This is a genomic window from Vibrio coralliilyticus (assembly GCF_024449095.1).
GTDB classification, from domain to species: Bacteria; Pseudomonadota; Gammaproteobacteria; order Enterobacterales; family Vibrionaceae; genus Vibrio; species Vibrio coralliilyticus_A.
Genome location: NZ_CP024627.1, coordinates 2,796,955 through 2,815,050 on the forward strand (window position 1 = coordinate 2,796,955; position 18,096 = coordinate 2,815,050).

Sequence of the window (18,096 nt, forward strand, 5' to 3'; positions counted from 1 at the left end):
ACCTTTCTTTTACAATACTTCGCCCGCAACCTGAGATTGACTTGGCGCTTTAGTTAGGTCATAAATTAATCAAACATCAAAAGGAAAAGATAAGTTTTGGACGACATATCAACGGGTATCTTGTTTGCGCTACTCGCGTGTCTGATTGTTATTTCAGGATATTTCTCAGGTTCAGAGACTGGTATGATGGCCCTGAATCGCTATCGCCTAAAGCACCTTGCAAATCATGGACATAAAGGCGCTAAGCGAGTCGAGAAACTCTTAGATCGCCCAGATCGTTTGATTGGTTTAATTCTGATTGGCAATAACTTAGTCAACATTCTCGCCTCTGCCATCGCCACCATTCTTGGTATGCGCTTATACGGCGATATCGGTGTGGCAATTGCCACTGGCGCTTTAACTATGGTGATTCTCGTCTTTGCAGAAGTCACCCCAAAAACACTGGCGGCGCTCTATCCTGAGCGAGTCTCCTATGCCAGCAGTATTTTACTCAGTATTTTGATGAGGCTACTTTCACCCCTAGTGATGTTAGTAAACTTCATTACCAATGGTTTTATCCGTTTACTTGGGATTCGAGCGAATCATGGTGGTGATGATCACCTGAGTTCAGAAGAACTGCGCACTGTGGTCAATGAAGCAGGTAGTCTGATCCCGAGGCGTCACCAAGATATGTTGATCTCAATACTCGATCTTGAACATGTGACTGTGAATGACATCATGGTGCCAAGAAACGAGATTACCGGTATTGATATTAATGACGACTGGAAATCCATTGTTCGTCAGCTGACCCACTCACCTCATGGTCGAGTCGTGCTTTACCGAGATCAGATTGACGAAGTCGTTGGCATGCTACGCTTACGAGAGTCTTATCGCTTAATGCTGGAAAAGAACGAGTTTAATAAAGAAACACTACTGAGAGCCGCTGACGAAGTGTACTTCATTCCTGAAGGGACACCACTCAATATTCAGCTACTTAAATTCCAGCGCAATAAAGAACGCATTGGCCTGATCGTTAACGAATATGGTGACATCATCGGCTTGATCACTCTAGAAGATATTCTGGAAGAAATCGTAGGTGAGTTTACTACGTCCATTGCACCAAGCCTCTCCGATGAAATCACGCCCCAAGGCGATGGCAGTTTCCTGATCGAAGGCAGCGCCAACATTCGAGATATTAACAAAGGTCTGATGTGGAAATTACCGACCGACGGACCAAGAACATTAAATGGCTTGATTCTAGAACACCTAGAAGATATTCCTGAAAGCCACTTGAGTGTTCAGGTATCGGGGCATCCGATGGAAATTGTCGAACTGGAAGAAAACCGTATTAAGCTAGTCAAAGTTTTTCCAAGTATTGTTAAAGAAAGCTAATTACCAATAGATAGCACGCTACAAAATAATAAAGCCTTGGCACTGCCAAGGCTTTTTCTTCACTTAAGAATTTACTCTTCGTTTATACTGAATAGATTTTCCATATTCAGCCCCTGTTTTATCAGGATCTCTCTCAAGCGGCGTAAGCCTTCGACTTGGATCTGGCGAACGCGTTCACGAGTTAAATTGATTTCTCGTCCCACTTCTTCCAAGGTAGAGGGTTCATACCCTAGTAGTCCAAATCGACGAGCCAGTACTTCTTTCTGCTTCGGATTGAGCTCATCTAACCAGTGGATCAATGAAGACTTAATATCATCATCTTGAGTGGATACTTCTGGGTCCGAGTTATTTACATCTGGAATAATGTCCAGAAGCGCTTTCTCACCATCACCACCAATCGGTGTATCAACGGAGCTAATGCGTTCGTTGAGGCGTAGCATCTTACTGACATCGTCAACAGGCTTATCCAGCTGTGATGCAATCTCTTCTGCCGTTGGTTCATGGTCAAGCTTTTGTGATAGCTCTCGAGCAGTACGCAAATAAATATTGAGTTCTTTGACAACATGAATTGGCAAACGAATGGTACGAGTCTGATTCATCAGGGCGCGTTCAATAGTCTGACGAATCCACCATGTGGCGTAAGTGGAAAATCGGAAACCTCTTTCAGGATCAAACTTCTCAACCGCTCGGATCAATCCAAGGTTGCCCTCTTCGATTAAGTCGAGTAAGGCAAGACCACGATTGCTATATCGACGAGATATTTTTACTACTAGACGAAGGTTACTTTCAATCATGCGTTTACGCGCAGCTTCGTCGCCTCTTAAGGCACGGCGAGCGTACAACACTTCTTCTTCTGCGGTGAGTAGCGGAGAAAAACCGATTTCCCCTAAGTAAAGTTGGGTGGCATCCAGACTCTTTGTGGAAGCGTCAAATTCCTCTTTGGCGTCCTCAGATTGGGTGCGGTTGGTAGTAGTCTGTTCGCTTGCTTGAATCGATTCCATTGTAGGTCCAAGCTCAAACTCTTCGACTTTCGTTGCTGCATTGCTGATACTCATAGCGCCTCCCCCTGGCGAGCTAGCAAGACATTACTACTTCTAATGTCGCTATATACCTATAAAGTATTAGGGTAAGTAGCGTTTTGGATTCACCGACTTACCTTGATAGCGAATTTCAAAGTGTAGACGAACACTGTTGGTTCCAGAACTGCCCATTGTTGCGATTTTCTGGCCTGCTTTTACACTTTGTCCTTCGTGTACGAGCAACCGTTCATTGTGCGCATAAGCACTGAGGTAGTTATCGTTATGTTTGATAATCACAAGATTACCATAACCGCGCAGTGCATTACCCGAATATACAACGGTGCCACTAGCTGTAGACGATATCGGCTGACCTCGCTGTCCTGCAATGTCGATGCCTTTATTCCCTTGATCTCCAGCTGAGAAGTTTTTGATTACCCTCCCTTTAGTTGGCCATAACCATCGAGAAATTTTCTCATTCTTTGGTTTAGAACCACTGACTGGTTTGTTAACGTTTTGTTTACTTTTAGAACCAACATACTCCTTTGATTTTGATTGATCAACCTTCTTAATTGGTTCTTTTTTGGCCACACTCGGTTTACTTTGTGTGCCCTTGTTGCTAACTGATTGATTCGAGTTTTTACTCGAATTTACAGAAGGAGTTGAAGCTACGGCAACAGCCACAGGTGGGGATACCGTACCCGCACCAGTACCACCATACGCTGGCGGGTTATACGCAGGCTGCCAAAGTTTCAATTTTTGGCCTGGGAAAATGGTATAAGGCTTAGTTAAACCATTGTAACGAATGATATCTTTTACATCTTTATCTGTGACATACGCAATAAAGTAAAGCGTGTCACCTTTCTTGACTTGGTAGTAACTGCCTCGATAGCTCCCACGGGAAATCGAGCTGTAGTCTTTGTTTAAACCTGAAACTGGCGCAGGGGAATGAGCAGCGCATCCGATTAATATGCTACTCACAGCCACAACAGGAAAAAACTTAGACCACAGCATCATAGTTAAGCGAGTTCACCAGCAATGAGGGGAACAAAACGCACGTCCTCAATAATTTGAGATAAAAATTCATTATTCTGGCGAGTAATTTTGAGTAATTTTTGGACATCCTCACCGACGGGAATCACCAGTATTCCACCTTCAACCAACTGCTCAAGCAACACTGGCGGAACTGAAGCGGCCGCAGCAGTGACAATGATCGCATCAAATGGCCCTTTTGCGGCCCAACCTTGCCAACCGTCTCCATGCTTAGTTGAAACATTATAGATATCCAGTTGCTTAAGGCGGCGCTTTGCCTCCCATTGAAGCGATTTAATACGCTCGATCGAATACACGTGATCCACTAACTGAGCCAACACCGCAGTTTGATAGCCCGATCCAGTCCCAACCTCCAAGACTTGACTTGTCTGGCTAAGTTCAAGCATTTCTGTCATCTTTGCCACAATGTACGGTTGAGAGATAGTCTGCCCTTGACCAATTGGTAGCGCATTGTTGTCATAAGCTTGGTGCATCATAGCCTGAGATACAAAACGCTCTCTCGGTACGGTATAAATCGCGTTGATCACCCTTTGATCTTGAATGCCGCTGGCGACCAAAAAGTCAATCAATCGGTCGGCATGGGGATTCGTCATTCTTATTCGTCCTTTAACCAATTATCCATACTGCGTAACGACTCATGTGCCGTCAGATCAACTTGCAACGGGGTCAGAGAAACCAAGCCTTGTTCAATGGCATAAAAGTCCGTCCCTTCCCCAGCATCTTGCTCCTTCCCAGGAGGCCCTAACCAATAAATATCATGCCCTCGTGGATCTTGCTGCTTGATCATCGCCTCAGCGTGATGACGCGCACCTAAACGAGTCACACTGATTTCTTTCACATCTTCAAGTGGAAGATCCGGAATATTGACATTTAACAATCGATTAGTAGGGATAGGTGACGATAGATGCTGTCTGACAATTTGACGGGCAATTTGGGCTGCTGTAGAAAAATGCGTTTTACCCACCAATGAAAATGCGATCGATTGAACCCCTAAAAAATGGCCTTCCATCGCAGCTGCCACCGTTCCAGAGTACAACACATCATCCCCTAAATTCGCCCCATGATTAATGCCTGTTAAAACCAAATCTGGCAGATCATCTTTCATAAGCTCATTCAACGCAAAGTGCACACAATCGGTTGGGGTTCCCTGAACAGAGTAGACTCCTTCCGAAAGCACTTTTACTCGCAAAGGCTGCTCGAGCGTAAGTGAGTTTGATGCACCGGAGCGATTCCTGTCTGGGGCAACGATAGTAATATCAGCCAAATCTCTCAAAGCATCAGCCAAAGCATGAATCCCTTCGGCATGCACACCATCATCATTACTGAGCAGGATTTTTAGTGCTTTCTCGCTCATTCGTAACTGCGCTCCACTTCCAGTTCTTGGATCAACTCGCGGATAATTGCGGTCGCAAAACAACCCGCATCTAATGAAAAACGTAAGGTGATCGCGTCATGCTCTGCCTTCCACGTCAAGTTTTGAGGTTTCAGAGCTATGTTACGACGGTCATGACGCATACGATTTCCGCGAATCAGAGCCATCAAATCCGGTTCTGCCTCTAGGTGAGGTAGCTCAAGTTCTAGAGCCTTAGCTTTTGTGGGTAAAGCATTATCACCAGCCATTGCCGCCGTGATCTGTAGGGCTCCTTTTTCAACCTTCTCATTTAACTCCACCAGCATCTCTGAGGTTGCACTCATGATTCCTTCAGGCGCTTGCAGGCAATCCCCTTCAATTACCTGATTAAACAACTCTTGCTCAATACGAGCAGAAACAATGGTATTAAATATCCATGAACGTGCAGCTGAAAGATATAGGCTGCGCTTATTCTGATTACGGGTTCGAACATTGTCGCGCCCCCAACGTCGAGCTTCACTCAAGTTATTCCCGTCGTGCCCAAAACGCTGGCTACCAAAGTAGTTCGGTGCGCCGTACTGGCCAACTAACTCTAACCGCTTGAGAACATCGTCAACCTCACTCACTTCCGTCAGAGTAATGATAAACTCATTTCCTACTAGATCTCCTGGACGCAGTTTTTTGTTGTGCCGACAAGTCTCAAGAATCTCGATAGTGGGGTACTGAGCAAGAAACGCACTAAAGTCAGGTGTCTCACCTTTAGGCAAATGGACACTCAACCACTGTTCCGTCACAGCATGTCGATCTTTAAGCCCAGCCCAACTGACATCTTTTGATTTGACGCCGCACACTTTAGCAAGCTCATTTGCCACAAAGCTGGTGTTTTCACCTGTTTTACGGATTCGCACCATCAAGTGCTCTCCCTCACCAGAAAAAGCAAAACCCAAGTTTTCAATAACCTGAAAGTGCTGTGGCTTGGCTTTTAGCTTACCTGTTGCTTTAGGCTTGCCATTTAGATAAACGAGGGAAGATAAAATATCAGTCATAGTATTACCGTTACGCCCTAAGCTTTCACTCCCAAGGCGTCATGATTTATTGTGGTTTGATAAGGAGTACAACGGCTTCCGTCGCGATCCCTTCTTTACGGCCAGTAAAGCCAAGGCGCTCCGTCGTTGTTGCTTTGACGTTTACATTACTGATGTCAGTTTCTAAATCTTGAGCGATAACCTCACACATTGCGCCAATATGAGGCGCCATTTTCGGAGCCTGAGCCATAATAGTGACGTCGGCATTACCTAGGATGTAACCTTGCTCTTTAACTCGGCGGTACACATCGCGAAGCAAATCCCGGCTATTAGCCCCTTTCCATTCATCGTCAGTATCTGGAAAATGCCGCCCAATATCACCTGCAGCAATTGCCCCTAGCAACGCATCGCACAATGCATGCAAGGCCACATCACCATCAGAATGAGCAATCAAACCTTGCTCGTACGGTACTGAAACGCCACCAATAATTACCGGGCCTTCACCACCAAATTTATGGACATCGAAGCCATGACCAATACGAATCATCATTTATCCTTTATTACGATTGAGATAAAACTCTGCGAGCGCTAAGTCTTCGGGCTGTGTAATTTTTATATTGTCTGCCGAGCCCTGAACCAAAGCTGGAGATTGCCCGGACCACTCTAGGGCCGAGGCCTCGTCAGTGATGGTGGCACCTCGTGAAAGCGCCTCCTCTAACACAGTGGTCAGTTGCTCAGTTTTAAACATTTGTGGAGTCAGTGCATGCCACAGTGCTTCTCTATCTACAGTATGAGCAATGTTTTGATCTCTGTTTGCTCTTTTCATTGTGTCTCTGACCGGTGAGGCAAGAATCCCGCCCACAGGGTGTTGTAAAGACACATCAATTAACTTGTCTAAATCTTGCTGTTTTACGCATGGTCTGGCGGCATCGTGTACCATCACCCAATCAGCAAGCCGATGAGCATGAACAAACTTTAGCCCCGACAACACGGAATCAGCTCGCTCTTTTCCTCCAGCCACTTTTATCACCTGAGGGTTTTGAGCAATAGCTAGCAATGGGAAATATGGATCACCATCAGTAATCGATACGATAACCGTACTTACCTTAGGATGTTGCAGTAGCTTCTCAACCGTATGCTCAAGAACGGCTTTACCATTAATAGTGAGGTACTGTTTTGGGCGGTCAGCCTGCATACGACTGCCGACACCTGCCGCTGGAACAATAGCGACTATAGAGAAACTCGATTTTGTCATGCCTAGCGTTCATCTCCGACAATGCGGTAAAACGTCTCACCTTCTTTGACCATGCCTAATTCATGACGCGCGCGTTCTTCTATTGCGTCAAGCCCTTGGCGTAGGTCATCAATTTCAGCGAACATTTCATTATTCCGATTTTGCAAATTTCCATTCACTTGATGCTGAACTTCTATTTCAGCATTGACCGACTGAAATTCAGAAATGCCATTTTTACCCAGCCACAGTGTGTACTGTAGCCAGCCTAATAAAAGAAGTAAGGTTAGGGCAAAAATCCGCATAAAATATTCTAAGAATAAGAGGTAAAAAAAGACCACCTATATACCACAATGTCGCTTTTCAGGCGAGATTAGGCCACGTGGTCTTGACGAAGATACTGATTATTATCTGCAATTACTGTATAAGCAAGAAAGCAAATAAACCAAAGCCAAGGATGAGTCGATAAATAACGAAAGGAGTCATCCCCATTCGTGAAATCAATTTCAGGAAGAAATGAATACATACGTAGGCGCTGATAAACGAGGTTACGATCCCTGTCAGCAAAAAACCTAGATGAATAGGATCGCCACTGCTCACCAATTTCAGACCTAAGTAACCACCAGCCAATAAAATGATAGGGATAGACATGAGGAAAGAAAACCTTGCGGCCGCTTCACGGGTAAAGCCTAAGTACAATGCTGCCGTGATTGTCGCGCCAGAACGAGAGGTGCCTGGAATCATGGCAAGGGCTTGAGCAACACCGATAAACAATGCTTTCTTCCAATCTGCCTGATACTCATCATCCGCTAGATTCGCGTGTTTATCGACATACCACAGCAATAAACCAAACACGATGGTGGTGGTCGCAATCACCCAAGCACTGCGCAGATACAATTCTATAAAGTCTTTCATTAACAAGCCAAACACACACGCAGGTATGGTGGCTAGAATGATCATCCATGCCAGCTTGGCTTCTTTACTGTGATCCCCTTTAAAGATCGAAGCAAAAAATGCCGACAACAATGCCACCACTTCGCTGCGAAAATAGATCATCACTGCAGCTAATGTGCCGACATGAACAGCTACATCAAATGCCAACCCCTGATCTTCCCAGCCCAAAATGGCCGATGGTAAAATTAGGTGTGCCGAGCTGGAGATCGGTAAAAATTCGGTAAGCCCTTGAATTAAGGCAAGGATAAAAGCTTCAAAATAACTCATTAGATACTCAATTATGCTTAGTTATTAAACCAGAGTTCAACTTTGTTTAAGGTTTCTGGGTAAGAAGATTCGAGCCAGATTTGGTGGATCGTGCGACCATCTCCCGGAACACAAAGAGCAGCGCACAGTTCATGCAGTGGTTCAATCACGAACCCGTACTTGTAGATATCACTGCGAGGAAGCTCTGGCGAATGCTCAGAGATATTCTGGCCAAACAAGATGATGTCGAGATCAACGGTTCGTGGCTCAAATTTCTTCGCATTTTCTTCTCGCCCCCATTTGAGCTCAATTTGACGCAGTTGTCGTGCAAATTCCAATAAATCTAACGAGGTTTGCATTTCTACGACAAGATTAAAAAACGCCTCTCCTTCAAACCCAACCGCTTCGCATTCATAAACAGTTGATAAGCGTAGATTTTGACCGAGTAGAGATAACTCTCTGATAGCTGCCTCAATGTGTTTATGCCTGTCTACATTGGAACCAACGCCAATGTATGTCGTGTTCATGCTTGGCCTCGCTCAATCACGACACCCACACCAGATGCCTGAGGAACCGCACCAGGCTTGGTCAGGCGAATCTTAACCCATGGCACGCTAAATTGAGTCATAATGAGATGGGCAACTTCTTCCGCAACCCGTTCTACCAGCAAAAAATGACCTGATTCAATATGAGACAAAACAGCCGAACTCACTTGCGCATAATCTAGAGCATCTGCAACGTCATCACTTTTCCCAGCAGGCTGGTTGTCATGAGCCATTTCAATATCCAGGACCAGTTTTTGTTTGATTCCCTGTTCCCAGTCATAAACGCCGATAGTCGTGATCACTTCTAACTGCTCGATAAATACTTTATCCATGCGCTTTGCTTCCTTTAGAGGTCGGATACCCAAATCAGGTAAAAAGTCGTACTATTTTTATCTCAAACACCACTCAGTTGGTAGTTTGAGTATTCTAAGCACGATATGATATCAATTACTTGCCTAGCTAACATCTCTAAATAACGAGTAACTTCAATATGACTCCACTAGCACTTGTCATGATCATTTTTGCCTACCTACTAGGCTCGATCTCGAGTGCCGTATTGATCTGTCGTTTACTTCGGTTGCCTGACCCTAGGGGTGTAGGTTCTCATAATCCCGGAGCAACCAATGTATTAAGAATCGGAGATAAGAAGGCCGCCGCTTCGGTCTTGCTTTGCGATATGCTCAAAGGAACCATTCCTGTTTGGGGAGGATATTTCCTCAATATCGACCCTATCATTCTTGGTGTGATTGCGATCGCTGCCTGTTTAGGCCATATGTATCCGATTTTTTTCCATTTTAAAGGAGGGAAAGGTGTCGCGACTGCGCTTGGAGCAATAGCCCCGATAGGCCTTGATTTAACCGCAATGATCATCGTGACATGGTTATTAGTCGCATTGGTTTTTCGCTATTCCTCTCTTGCAGCTATCATCACGGTATTACTGGCCCCTTTATATACGTGGATGATCAAACCTCAATACACCTTACCAGTCGCTATGCTGTGTTGCCTTATTGTATTTAGGCATCATCAAAATATCAGACGATTAGCTGAGGGAACGGAACCTAAAGTCGGTGAGAAAAAGAAAGATTTAGATAAGGCCTCTGAATGAGGCCTTAGAGTTTATAGGTATATTTTCGCTAGGAAATTCTGCAACATTGCAGTGACAAATTCTGGCTGCTCTAGGTTAGCAATATGGCCAGCTTTCGGCACCTGAATAAGTTCTGAGCCTGTAATGCAATCGTTCATTAAATACGATTCCAGGACCGGACGAGGAATGTCTTCTTGCCCTACAGCGATCAGCACAGGTAACGCGAACTTCTCAATATCTTCGATTTGGTCTCGACGGCCAAACACCATTCGCCCCATACGAGCGACTTCCGCAGCTTGCTGACCTTTCAGATTAGATAACTTCTCTCGAAATCCAGCCACTAAATCAGGTGACTCTTGCTCTGCATTTCGCGCAAAAAACATCGGAGTAACAATATCAACGATAGGCTCAGGCACCATTTGTGCGGCCGAAATAGTTTCCAACATAGTGAAGTATTTTTTGTGGGTCACTTCTGGTTCTAAACCGACAAACGTATCCATCATAACCAGAGATTTGACACGCTCAGGTGCTAGATTAACCACTTCACTGCCCCACATACCACCAACAGAAAGCCCGATAATCGAAAACTGCTCAACTTCCAGATGGTCCATTAACGCTATAATCTGCTGAGCATAATCCACCAATGAGATAGTTGAAGCAGGAGCAAACTCAGACTGACCATGAGCCCAAAAATCCGGCACTACACAGCGATAGTTTTGACTCAATACTTCAATTTGAGGTGCCCACATTTCGCTGTCCCACAGATAGCTGTGACCAAAAACAATAACTGGGCCTTGGCCAATATCCTGATACGCCATTTGATGGCCATCTACAGCAAATTTATTCACAGTTTTTTCCATTGGTAATATTTATAAAATCCAAGAGTATCATTAATGACAAAATTAACACCTCGGATGTTTTCACTTTATCCGATAAAAAGAAAAAAGGCCGACTCTCAAGAGTAATGCCGATCGTTTTAGAGACTTGAACGATCCTGAGATCGTATGATAATCCCCACTAACAAAGTTAGTGGGGATTTTTTATGTTTGCTCAAGAGCTGCTTTTGGCACATGAGACTATCGAGGATGGTAAAAACTATGAGTCTGTAGTTAATGCCATTCAGCTTGAATGGATAGAACAAGCTTTGCTTGATACGTCTAAAGCAAGCATTAGAAGGCGACGCTTACCAGCGCAACAAGCCGTCTGGCTCGTCATTTGGATGGGATTGCAACGGAATAAATCAATCAAAGAAGTATGCAGTTCTCTTGACCTAGCTCTCCAACCTAAGCCTCAGGATTCTTGGTCTCGTGTTGCACCTAGCGTACTTACTGACTCTAGGCGACGTTTGGACGAAGCTCCTCTCGCTGCTTTGTTTAAAACCTCTATGGCGGCATGGGAGAGCGACGCGCTAGTAAAGGATAAGGCGCTAGGGCTAAACATTATGGCCGTGGATGGTACCACTTTTCGTTGCCAAGATTCAGAAGACAATGCGCAAGCGTTTGGATTCATTTCTCAAAAACATAAACCTTATCCTCAACTGCGCTTGGTCGGTCTGATGGCTACCGAGACACGTTTTATGGTAGGGGCTGCATTCGATGCTTGTCAGGTCGGTGAGACAACACTGGCACGCCGATTATTAGGAGACGTGCCAGCAAACTCACTCACATTGTTTGATCGTTGCTACTTTTCTGCCGACCTATTGATATCGTGGAATGCTGCTGCCTCCAATAGCCACTGGCTAACCCCTGTGAAACGCAAAGTAAGATATGAAGTTTTGGAGCGTTTTGCTGAAAACGACATGCTTATCTCTATGCCTGTTTCACAGCAAGCTCAGCGCAATAACCCTAATTTGCCGACTCATTGGCAAGCACGCCTCATCCTCTACAAAGACCCAAAAGGTGAAATTGAAGGCTTTATAACTTCACTGGTTGATCCTGAGAAATACTCATTAGAAGACTTATTGACTGTCTATTGGCAACGCTGGGAAATAGAAGAAGGTTACGGTGAGATAAAACAAACTCAGTTACAAAATGAAGTCACCTTGAGAAGTCGTTTTGCTGCTGGTGTTAGACAAGAGCTCTGGGGAATATTGCTGGCGTACAATTTGGTGCGCTTAGAGATGGTTCATATTGCTAAAGACGCTGAGGTAAGGCCAACTAGAGTGAGCTTTACAGCGGCAATAAATTTGATAGATACCCAGCTACGTTGGCTAGCGCTTAGCCCTGACGGAACTCTACCGAGCAAACTCAAGCAAATGAGGGAGAACATAAGTCACTTCATTTTACCGGATAAAAGGAAGGACCGAACGTATCCACGTTCAGTCCTTTTTGTCCCACCCAAATACCCATTTAGGTATAAGCGTTAATGCTTATCCGAACGGCATTAGACTCTCAAGAGCGGCCTTATAACAAGCAATCTATGCGATGGGTTCAAGCTGGTCGATAGGCCAACGTGGCGTCGCCTGAACCGATAAATCTGCCAGCTCACCATTTTTTAATCGTTGTATACCTGCATACGCGATCATTGCACCATTGTCGGTACAAAACTCGGTACGAGGGTAATAAACCTCACCGCCAATTTTCTGCGCAAGTTGTTCTAGGTCAGCACGTAATCGACGATTAGCACTCACGCCCCCCGCTATTACGATGCGTTTAAAACCCGTTTGTTCTAGCGCTCGCTTACATTTAATCGTTAATGTAGCACACACCGCTTCTTCAAAAGCTAGAGCTATATCAGCACGCGTTTGTTCGTCGTCACCATTCGCTGCAATAGTATTAGCAGTAAATGTTTTCAGCCCTGAGAAGCTCATATCTAAGCCCGGTCTATCTGTCATTGGACGAGGGAATTTGAAGCGCCCTGGCGTGCCTTTTTCAGCTAACTTAGAAAGCAATGGACCACCTGGATAATCCAACCCCATCAGTTTAGCTGTTTTATCAAAAGCTTCCCCTGCGGCGTCATCAATCGACTCACCAAGAATCTTATATTCACCAATGCCGTTCACTTCAACCATCATTGAGTGACCACCAGAGACCAAGACTGCGACAAATGGGAAGGGAGGAGGATTATCTTCTAGCATAGGCGCAAGAAGGTGACCTTCCATATGATGGACAGGCACAGCAGGCACACCCCACGCATACGCCAAGCTACGACCGATAGTTGCACCAACAAGCAACGCCCCAACCAAGCCCGGACCTGCAGTATACGCAACTCCATCAATATCCTTTGGCGTCAGGTTCGCTTCGGCCATTGCGGCTTTGATCAATGGGATCGTCTTCTTTACATGATCTCGTGAGGCAAGTTCAGGTACCACACCACCATAATCGGCATGGAGCTTAACCTGACTATATAACTTATGAGAAAGCAGCCCTTTCTCATCGTCGTAAATCGCGATGCCTGTTTCATCACATGAGGTTTCAATACCAATAATGCGCATGGTTTAACCTAGGTGTCTTAATCTCTGATTCAAAATTGGCGCAATCTTACCTCGGCTTGGCTTCGCAAACAAATTTTGTATACTGAATAGACTACAAAGGGCTTTACAAAGCCTATGTGATCGGATTAAAATTCCGCACCATTTTTGATCAAGCTGATTGTAGACCCGGCATTAAAGCTCGGTACTGTGAAGTCAGCATTAACGAATAACCCCTGAGGTGAAAGGCATATGCCAGTAGTTAAAGTACGTGAAAACGAACCGTTCGACGTTGCTCTACGTCGTTTCAAACGCTCTTGCGAAAAAGCAGGTATCCTTTCTGAAGTGCGTCGTCGTGAGCACTACGAAAAGCCAACTACAGTTCGCAAACGCGCTAAAGCAGCGGCTCAAAAGCGTCACGCTAAGAAGCTAGCTCGCGAAAACGCTCGTCGCGTTCGCCTGTACTAATAGCTAAGTCCAAAAGGATTCTAGTTATGGCTCTGATTGATACTCTCAAAGAAGAGCAAAAATTAGCGATGAAAGCCAAGGACAAACTTCGCCTTGGCACTATTCGTTTAGCTCTTTCCGCCATTAAGCAACGTGAAGTTGACGAACAGATTACTCTGGGCGACGACAATATTCTCGCTGTATTGACGAAAATGGTTAAACAACGTCGCGACTCTGTCGCTCAATTTGAATCCGCAGGTCGTCAAGATCTTGCCGATGCTGAGCAAGCTGAGATTGCTGTACTTGAGGACTTTATGCCTCAACCGCTAACTGATGAAGAAGTGGCGGCACTTATTGAGAGTGCTATTGCTGATTCAGGTGCTGCGGGCATGCAAGACATGGGTAAAGTAATGGGCGTGCTTAAGCCTCAAATTCAAGGGCGTGCAGATATGGGTAAAGTCAGTGGTTTAGTTCGCGCTAAACTCGGTTAATTACCCAAGCCAAATTGCAGCAAGCCGTGCTATCCTCTGGAACGCACGGCTTGTTTGTATCTAGATTAGTCTTTTCTTTCTTTGTTAGGTTTTATGGCAGGACACATTCCCCGCAGTTTTATTGATGACCTACTGGCTCGACTGGATATCGTCGATATCATTGACGCTCGGGTAAAACTTAAGAAAAAAGGCAAAAACTACAGCGCATGCTGCCCTTTCCACAACGAGAAAACACCTTCATTTAGTGTTAGCCAAGAAAAGCAGTTCTATCACTGTTTTGGCTGTGGAGCACACGGTAATGCCATCGACTTTATGATGGAATACGAGCGCCTTGAATTCCCTGAAGCCATTGAAGAGCTCGCCTCTTACCTTGGCATTGATGTTCCAAGAGAACAACGTCAGGGTGGCCGTTTTCCTTCCAATCAGCCTCAAGCAAATACCGAGCAAAAACGTAATCTCTATGATTTAATGACTGGGATTGCGCAGTTCTATAGAGACCAGCTCAAACTGTCTACCAGCAAGGTCGCGATTGACTACCTCAAAGATCGTGGTTTATCTGGTGAAATCGTTCAGAAGTTTGGCATCGGATATGTCGCTGATGAATGGGATCTGGTGCGGAAAAACTTTGGTCAACAGAAACAAGCTCAAGATTTGCTTGTATCAGGTGGTATGCTGATTGAGAACGATAAAGGTAACCGCTATGACCGCTTTCGCGGCCGGGTGATGTTTCCGATCCGCGACCGACGAGGCCGAGTGATTGGCTTTGGTGGGCGAGTCATTGGCGATGGCACACCAAAATACCTTAACTCTCCTGAAACGCCTATTTTCCACAAAGGGAAAGAGCTCTACGGGCTCTATGAAGTGACCCAAGCATACCGCGAGCCTCCTCAGATTCTTGTCGTTGAAGGCTATATGGATGTGGTCGCGCTAGCGCAATATGGTGTCGATTATTCGGTAGCCTCACTTGGTACGTCTACGACCGGTGATCATATTCAACTGCTGTTTAGGCAGACCAATACCGTTGTGTGTTGCTACGATGGCGATCGCGCAGGTAAAGAGGCGGCTTGGCGTGCGCTAGAGAATGCGCTGCAATACCTGAAAACAGGTAACACTCTGAAGTTTTTGTTTCTACCAGATGGTGAAGACCCAGATAGCTATATCCGAAAATACGGCAAAGATGCCTTTGAGCAGAAAATGCATCAAGCCATTCCGCTTTCACGCTATTTATTTGAAAATTTAATCGAGATTCATCAACTCAACCTAGGCAGTAATGAAGGTAAATCGGCACTACGTGCACACGCCAGTAATCTGATCAATAAAATCCCAGATCCTTATTTTCAAGAATTACTGGAAAAACTTCTAGATGAACGTACTGGGTTTGACAACCGATTACGCCAACCTCGTAAAAGGGCAAGTGAAACCAGACCTCAACCGCATAAGGAGATCAAACGGACTCCAATGCGAGAGGTTATCGCTTTGCTTATTCAAAATCCGAGCTATGCTCAAATGGTACCAGATCTCTCGAGTGTGAAAGGCTTAGCGGTACCTGGATTAAGTTTATTCGTTGAGGTGCTTGAATATTGTTATCAGCACCCCAATGTAAGCACAGGCCAGTTGACTGAACACTGGCGAAATACGAGCCATGATGCTCTACTGTCTCGTTTAGCAGGGTGGGAAATTCCGCTCGATGAAGACAATGAACAAGATATTTTTTTAGACTCGCTGGACAAAATATTGGCTCAGTGTGTCGAAAAACAAATTGAAGATCTGCAGGCCAAAGAAAGAAGTGTCGGTTTATCAACCGAAGAGAGAAGGGAGCTGCTAGCATTGATGCTAGATTTAAAAGCGTAACCCTGTTCGAATAGTCAGCAACAAATTAATTTGTTAATATGTGTGGTTTGCACTCGCATACTAATTCCTTCACCAGATACTAAGTTGGATACCGTCTATGGATCAAAATCCGCAGTCACAGCTAAAACAACTTGTCATTAAAGGCAAGGAACAAGGCTATCTGACCTACGCAGAAGTAAACGACCACCTGCCAGCAGAAATCGTAGATTCCGAGCAGGTCGAAGATATCATTCAGATGATCAACGACATGGGTATTCGAGTAGTGGAAACTGCTCCGGATGCTGATGATCTTGCACTGAATGATGACGATACAATCACCGATGAGGATGCAGCTGAAGCTGCTGCTGCTGCGCTATCAAGCGTAGAAAATGAAATCGGCCGCACCACTGACCCAGTGCGTATGTACATGCGCGAGATGGGTACCGTAGAGCTACTGACTCGCGAAGGTGAGATCGATATTGCAAAGCGTATTGAAGATGGTATTAACCAAGTTCAAAATGCGGTTGCTGAGTATCCAGGAACGATCCCATATATTCTTGAGCAGTTTGATAAGGTTCAGGCAGAAGAACTTCGCCTCACCGATCTTATCACGGGCTTCGTCGACCCAGACGCAGATGAAACAGCGGCCCCAACGGCTACGCATATCGGTTCTGAACTTGCAGAATCAGATCTTGAAGATGAAGATGCTGAAGAAGAAGACGCGGAAGAGTCTGAGGACGATGAAGAAGAGGAAGATACAGGCATCGACCCTGAGCTTGCTCTAGAAAAGTTCACGGCTTTGCGTAACACTTTCCAGAACTATCAGCTTGCTTGTAACGAGTATGGCAACGAGAGTCCGAAAGCGACACTTGCCCATGAGATGGTTATCGACGTCTTCAAAGAATTCCGTCTAACGCCTAAACAATTTGACTACCTAGTTGAAGAGCTGCGCACCTCAATGGAGCGTGTACGTACTCAAGAACGTCTGATCATGAAAGCGTCTGTTGAGTATGGCAAAATGCCAAAGAAATCGTTCATTACTCTCTTCACAGGCAATGAATCTAGCGAAGCTTGGCTAGATGAGATTCTCTCTTCAGATAAACCGTATGCGGAAAAGATCCGTCGTAGCGAGGATGATATTCGTCGCTCAATCATGAAGCTAAAAGTGATTGAAGAAGAAACATCGCTTACGGTTCAGAACATCAAAGACATCAGTCGCCGCATGTCAATCGGTGAAGCGAAAGCCCGCCGTGCGAAGAAAGAGATGGTCGAGGCGAACTTACGTCTGGTTATTTCTATCGCGAAGAAATACACCAACCGAGGTCTTCAATTCTTGGATCTGATTCAAGAAGGTAACATCGGCCTGATGAAAGCAGTTGATAAGTTCGAATATCGTCGTGGTTACAAGTTTTCAACTTACGCAACCTGGTGGATCCGTCAGGCGATCACTCGTTCGATTGCAGACCAAGCACGCACTATCCGTATTCCGGTTCACATGATCGAGACGATCAACAAACTAAACCGAATCTCTCGCCAAATGCTGCAAGAGATGGGCCGTGAACCACTACCGGAAGAGTTGGCTGAACGCATGCAAATGCCGGAAGACAAAATCCGTAAAGTGCTGAAGATTGCCAAAGAGCCAATCTCAATGGAAACACCAATCGGTGACGATGAAGATTCGCATCTAGGCGATTTCATTGAAGATACCACGCTTGAGCTACCTCTCGATTCAGCCACTTCTACAAGCCTAAAAGTGGCAACGAAAGATGTACTGGCAGGCTTAACACCTCGTGAAGCGAAAGTTCTGCGTATGCGTTTCGGTATCGATATGAATACTGACCACACCTTAGAAGAGGTTGGTAAGCAGTTTGATGTAACTCGTGAGCGTATCCGTCAGATTGAAGCGAAAGCACTGCGTAAACTTCGTCACCCGAGCCGCTCAGAAACTCTGCGCAGCTTCTTGGATGAGTAACCAAGCAAATTGATTAAAAGACGAGCACTTGCTCGTCTTTTTTGTATCCAAATGATTTAAGTGGATAAAAT

The 18,096-nt window shown here is 45.3% G+C and carries 20 protein-coding genes; 7 read left to right on the forward strand and 13 right to left on the reverse strand.

The annotated features are described in order from the left end of the window. Positions 1–96: 96 nt before the first annotated feature. On the forward strand, positions 97–1,371 hold the full coding sequence (locus CTT30_RS13095) for an HlyC/CorC family transporter (RefSeq protein WP_252035364.1): 1,275 nt from the start codon (positions 97–99) through the stop codon (positions 1,369–1,371). Between the two features lie 71 nt (positions 1,372–1,442). On the opposite strand, the gene rpoS is transcribed toward CTT30_RS13095, so the two are convergent. From rpoS to folB, 11 genes are all read right to left on the reverse strand, one after another. Further along, on the reverse strand, positions 1,443–2,426 hold the full coding sequence (rpoS, locus tag CTT30_RS13100; protein ID WP_239837826.1) for an RNA polymerase sigma factor RpoS: 984 nt from the start codon (positions 2,424–2,426) through the stop codon (positions 1,443–1,445). 66 nt (positions 2,427–2,492) lie between these two features. After that, positions 2,493–3,404, reverse strand: coding sequence for a murein hydrolase activator NlpD (gene nlpD, locus CTT30_RS13105; RefSeq protein ID WP_252035365.1), 912 nt, complete (start codon positions 3,402–3,404; stop codon positions 2,493–2,495). Between the two features lie 2 nt (positions 3,405–3,406). After that, on the reverse strand, positions 3,407–4,033 hold the full coding sequence (locus CTT30_RS13110) for a protein-L-isoaspartate(D-aspartate) O-methyltransferase (protein ID WP_239865274.1): 627 nt from the start codon (positions 4,031–4,033) through the stop codon (positions 3,407–3,409). Between the two features lie 2 nt (positions 4,034–4,035). After that, positions 4,036–4,794 (reverse strand): 5'/3'-nucleotidase SurE, encoded by a 759-nt coding sequence (gene surE, locus CTT30_RS13115; protein WP_252035366.1) that lies wholly within the window; start codon positions 4,792–4,794, stop codon positions 4,036–4,038. Then, on the reverse strand, positions 4,791–5,837 hold the full coding sequence (gene truD, locus CTT30_RS13120; protein ID WP_252035367.1) for a tRNA pseudouridine(13) synthase TruD: 1,047 nt from the start codon (positions 5,835–5,837) through the stop codon (positions 4,791–4,793). Before truD ends, surE begins: the two co-directional genes overlap by 4 nt. 46 nt (positions 5,838–5,883) lie before the next feature. Then, entirely contained in the window at positions 5,884–6,363 is a 480-nt protein-coding gene (gene ispF, locus CTT30_RS13125) for a 2-C-methyl-D-erythritol 2,4-cyclodiphosphate synthase (RefSeq protein ID WP_252036649.1), read from the reverse strand. 3 nt (positions 6,364–6,366) lie between these two features. Beyond that, the gene (gene ispD, locus CTT30_RS13130; RefSeq protein ID WP_239876863.1) at positions 6,367–7,071 is read right to left on the reverse strand and encodes a 2-C-methyl-D-erythritol 4-phosphate cytidylyltransferase; all 705 of its coding nucleotides are present in this window, start codon (positions 7,069–7,071) and stop codon (positions 6,367–6,369) included. Between the two features lie 2 nt (positions 7,072–7,073). Continuing rightward, a complete protein-coding gene (gene ftsB, locus CTT30_RS13135; protein ID WP_239865280.1) occupies positions 7,074–7,352 on the reverse strand; it encodes a cell division protein FtsB in 279 nt (92 codons plus the stop codon). A 112-nt stretch (positions 7,353–7,464) separates the two neighbouring features. After that, entirely contained in the window at positions 7,465–8,268 is an 804-nt protein-coding gene (locus tag CTT30_RS13140; RefSeq protein ID WP_252035368.1) for an undecaprenyl-diphosphate phosphatase, read from the reverse strand. A gap of 17 nt (positions 8,269–8,285) precedes the next feature. Then, positions 8,286–8,774, reverse strand: coding sequence for a 2-amino-4-hydroxy-6-hydroxymethyldihydropteridine diphosphokinase (gene folK / locus CTT30_RS13145; RefSeq protein ID WP_252035369.1), 489 nt, complete (start codon positions 8,772–8,774; stop codon positions 8,286–8,288). Beyond that, positions 8,771–9,124, reverse strand: a complete 354-nt coding sequence (folB, locus tag CTT30_RS13150) for a dihydroneopterin aldolase (RefSeq protein ID WP_252035370.1) — start codon at positions 9,122–9,124, stop codon at positions 8,771–8,773. Before folB ends, folK begins: the two co-directional genes overlap by 4 nt. Positions 9,125–9,282: 158 nt before the next feature. Between folB and plsY the strand changes: the two genes are divergently transcribed. Then, positions 9,283–9,897 carry a glycerol-3-phosphate 1-O-acyltransferase PlsY gene (gene plsY / locus CTT30_RS13155; protein WP_252035371.1) on the forward strand — a complete coding sequence of 205 codons (615 nt, stop codon included), beginning with the start codon at positions 9,283–9,285 and terminating at the stop codon, positions 9,895–9,897. Positions 9,898–9,908: 11 nt separating this feature from the next. Here plsY and CTT30_RS13160 read toward each other — a convergent pair whose 3' ends face one another. Further along, on the reverse strand, positions 9,909–10,724 hold the full coding sequence (locus CTT30_RS13160; RefSeq protein ID WP_252035372.1) for an alpha/beta fold hydrolase: 816 nt from the start codon (positions 10,722–10,724) through the stop codon (positions 9,909–9,911). Positions 10,725–10,918: 194 nt separating this feature from the next. Here CTT30_RS13160 and CTT30_RS13165 point away from each other — a divergent pair, with 194 nt between their 5' ends. Next, positions 10,919–12,241, forward strand: a complete 1,323-nt coding sequence (locus tag CTT30_RS13165) for an IS4 family transposase (protein WP_252034657.1) — start codon at positions 10,919–10,921, stop codon at positions 12,239–12,241. Between the two features lie 51 nt (positions 12,242–12,292). On the opposite strand, the gene tsaD is transcribed toward CTT30_RS13165, so the two are convergent. Further along, positions 12,293–13,309: a tRNA (adenosine(37)-N6)-threonylcarbamoyltransferase complex transferase subunit TsaD gene (gene tsaD / locus CTT30_RS13170; protein WP_064488052.1), complete on the reverse strand. Its 1,017-nt coding sequence runs from the start codon at positions 13,307–13,309 to the stop codon at positions 12,293–12,295. A 228-nt stretch (positions 13,310–13,537) separates the two neighbouring features. Here tsaD and rpsU point away from each other — a divergent pair, with 228 nt between their 5' ends. The 4 genes from rpsU (at position 13,538) to rpoD (ending at position 18,025) form a co-directional block, all read left to right on the forward strand. Next, positions 13,538–13,753 carry a 30S ribosomal protein S21 gene (gene rpsU, locus CTT30_RS13175; RefSeq protein ID WP_001145625.1) on the forward strand — a complete coding sequence of 72 codons (216 nt, stop codon included), beginning with the start codon at positions 13,538–13,540 and terminating at the stop codon, positions 13,751–13,753. Positions 13,754–13,779: 26 nt separating this feature from the next. After that, positions 13,780–14,223 (forward strand): GatB/YqeY domain-containing protein, encoded by a 444-nt coding sequence (locus CTT30_RS13180; RefSeq protein ID WP_252035373.1) that lies wholly within the window; start codon positions 13,780–13,782, stop codon positions 14,221–14,223. A gap of 93 nt (positions 14,224–14,316) precedes the next feature. Then, complete coding sequence (gene dnaG, locus CTT30_RS13185; protein WP_252035374.1) at positions 14,317–16,074, forward strand: DNA primase; 1,758 nt, start codon at positions 14,317–14,319, stop codon at positions 16,072–16,074. 97 nt (positions 16,075–16,171) lie between these two features. Further along, positions 16,172–18,025 carry an RNA polymerase sigma factor RpoD gene (gene rpoD, locus CTT30_RS13190; protein WP_006958179.1) on the forward strand — a complete coding sequence of 618 codons (1,854 nt, stop codon included), beginning with the start codon at positions 16,172–16,174 and terminating at the stop codon, positions 18,023–18,025. The last annotated feature ends 71 nt before the right edge of the window (positions 18,026–18,096 follow it).

Bases quoted from the DNA above. Each gene is read 5' to 3' on its own strand.
- CTT30_RS13165 (WP_252034657.1), top strand. From the start codon at position 10,919: ATGTTTGCTCAAGAGCTGCTTTTGGCACATGAGACTATCGAGGATGGT.
- rpoD (WP_006958179.1), top strand. From the start codon at position 16,172: ATGGATCAAAATCCGCAGTCACAGCTAAAACAACTTGTCATTAAAGGC.
- rpoS (WP_239837826.1), bottom strand. From the start codon at position 2,426: ATGAGTATCAGCAATGCAGCAACGAAAGTCGAAGAGTTTGAGCTTGGA.
- dnaG (WP_252035374.1), top strand. From the start codon at position 14,317: ATGGCAGGACACATTCCCCGCAGTTTTATTGATGACCTACTGGCTCGA.
- tsaD (WP_064488052.1), bottom strand. From the start codon at position 13,309: ATGCGCATTATTGGTATTGAAACCTCATGTGATGAAACAGGCATCGCG.
- CTT30_RS13110 (WP_239865274.1), bottom strand. From the start codon at position 4,033: ATGACGAATCCCCATGCCGACCGATTGATTGACTTTTTGGTCGCCAGC.
- CTT30_RS13140 (WP_252035368.1), bottom strand. From the start codon at position 8,268: ATGAGTTATTTTGAAGCTTTTATCCTTGCCTTAATTCAAGGGCTTACC.
- folK (WP_252035369.1), bottom strand. From the start codon at position 8,774: ATGAACACGACATACATTGGCGTTGGTTCCAATGTAGACAGGCATAAA.
- nlpD (WP_252035365.1), bottom strand. From the start codon at position 3,404: ATGATGCTGTGGTCTAAGTTTTTTCCTGTTGTGGCTGTGAGTAGCATA.
- ispD (WP_239876863.1), bottom strand. From the start codon at position 7,071: ATGACAAAATCGAGTTTCTCTATAGTCGCTATTGTTCCAGCGGCAGGT.
- ispF (WP_252036649.1), bottom strand. From the start codon at position 6,363: ATGATTCGTATTGGTCATGGCTTCGATGTCCATAAATTTGGTGGTGAA.
- rpsU (WP_001145625.1), top strand. From the start codon at position 13,538: ATGCCAGTAGTTAAAGTACGTGAAAACGAACCGTTCGACGTTGCTCTA.
- CTT30_RS13180 (WP_252035373.1), top strand. From the start codon at position 13,780: ATGGCTCTGATTGATACTCTCAAAGAAGAGCAAAAATTAGCGATGAAA.
- surE (WP_252035366.1), bottom strand. From the start codon at position 4,794: ATGAGCGAGAAAGCACTAAAAATCCTGCTCAGTAATGATGATGGTGTG.
- plsY (WP_252035371.1), top strand. From the start codon at position 9,283: ATGACTCCACTAGCACTTGTCATGATCATTTTTGCCTACCTACTAGGC.
- truD (WP_252035367.1), bottom strand. From the start codon at position 5,837: ATGACTGATATTTTATCTTCCCTCGTTTATCTAAATGGCAAGCCTAAA.
- ftsB (WP_239865280.1), bottom strand. From the start codon at position 7,352: ATGCGGATTTTTGCCCTAACCTTACTTCTTTTATTAGGCTGGCTACAG.
- folB (WP_252035370.1), bottom strand. From the start codon at position 9,124: ATGGATAAAGTATTTATCGAGCAGTTAGAAGTGATCACGACTATCGGC.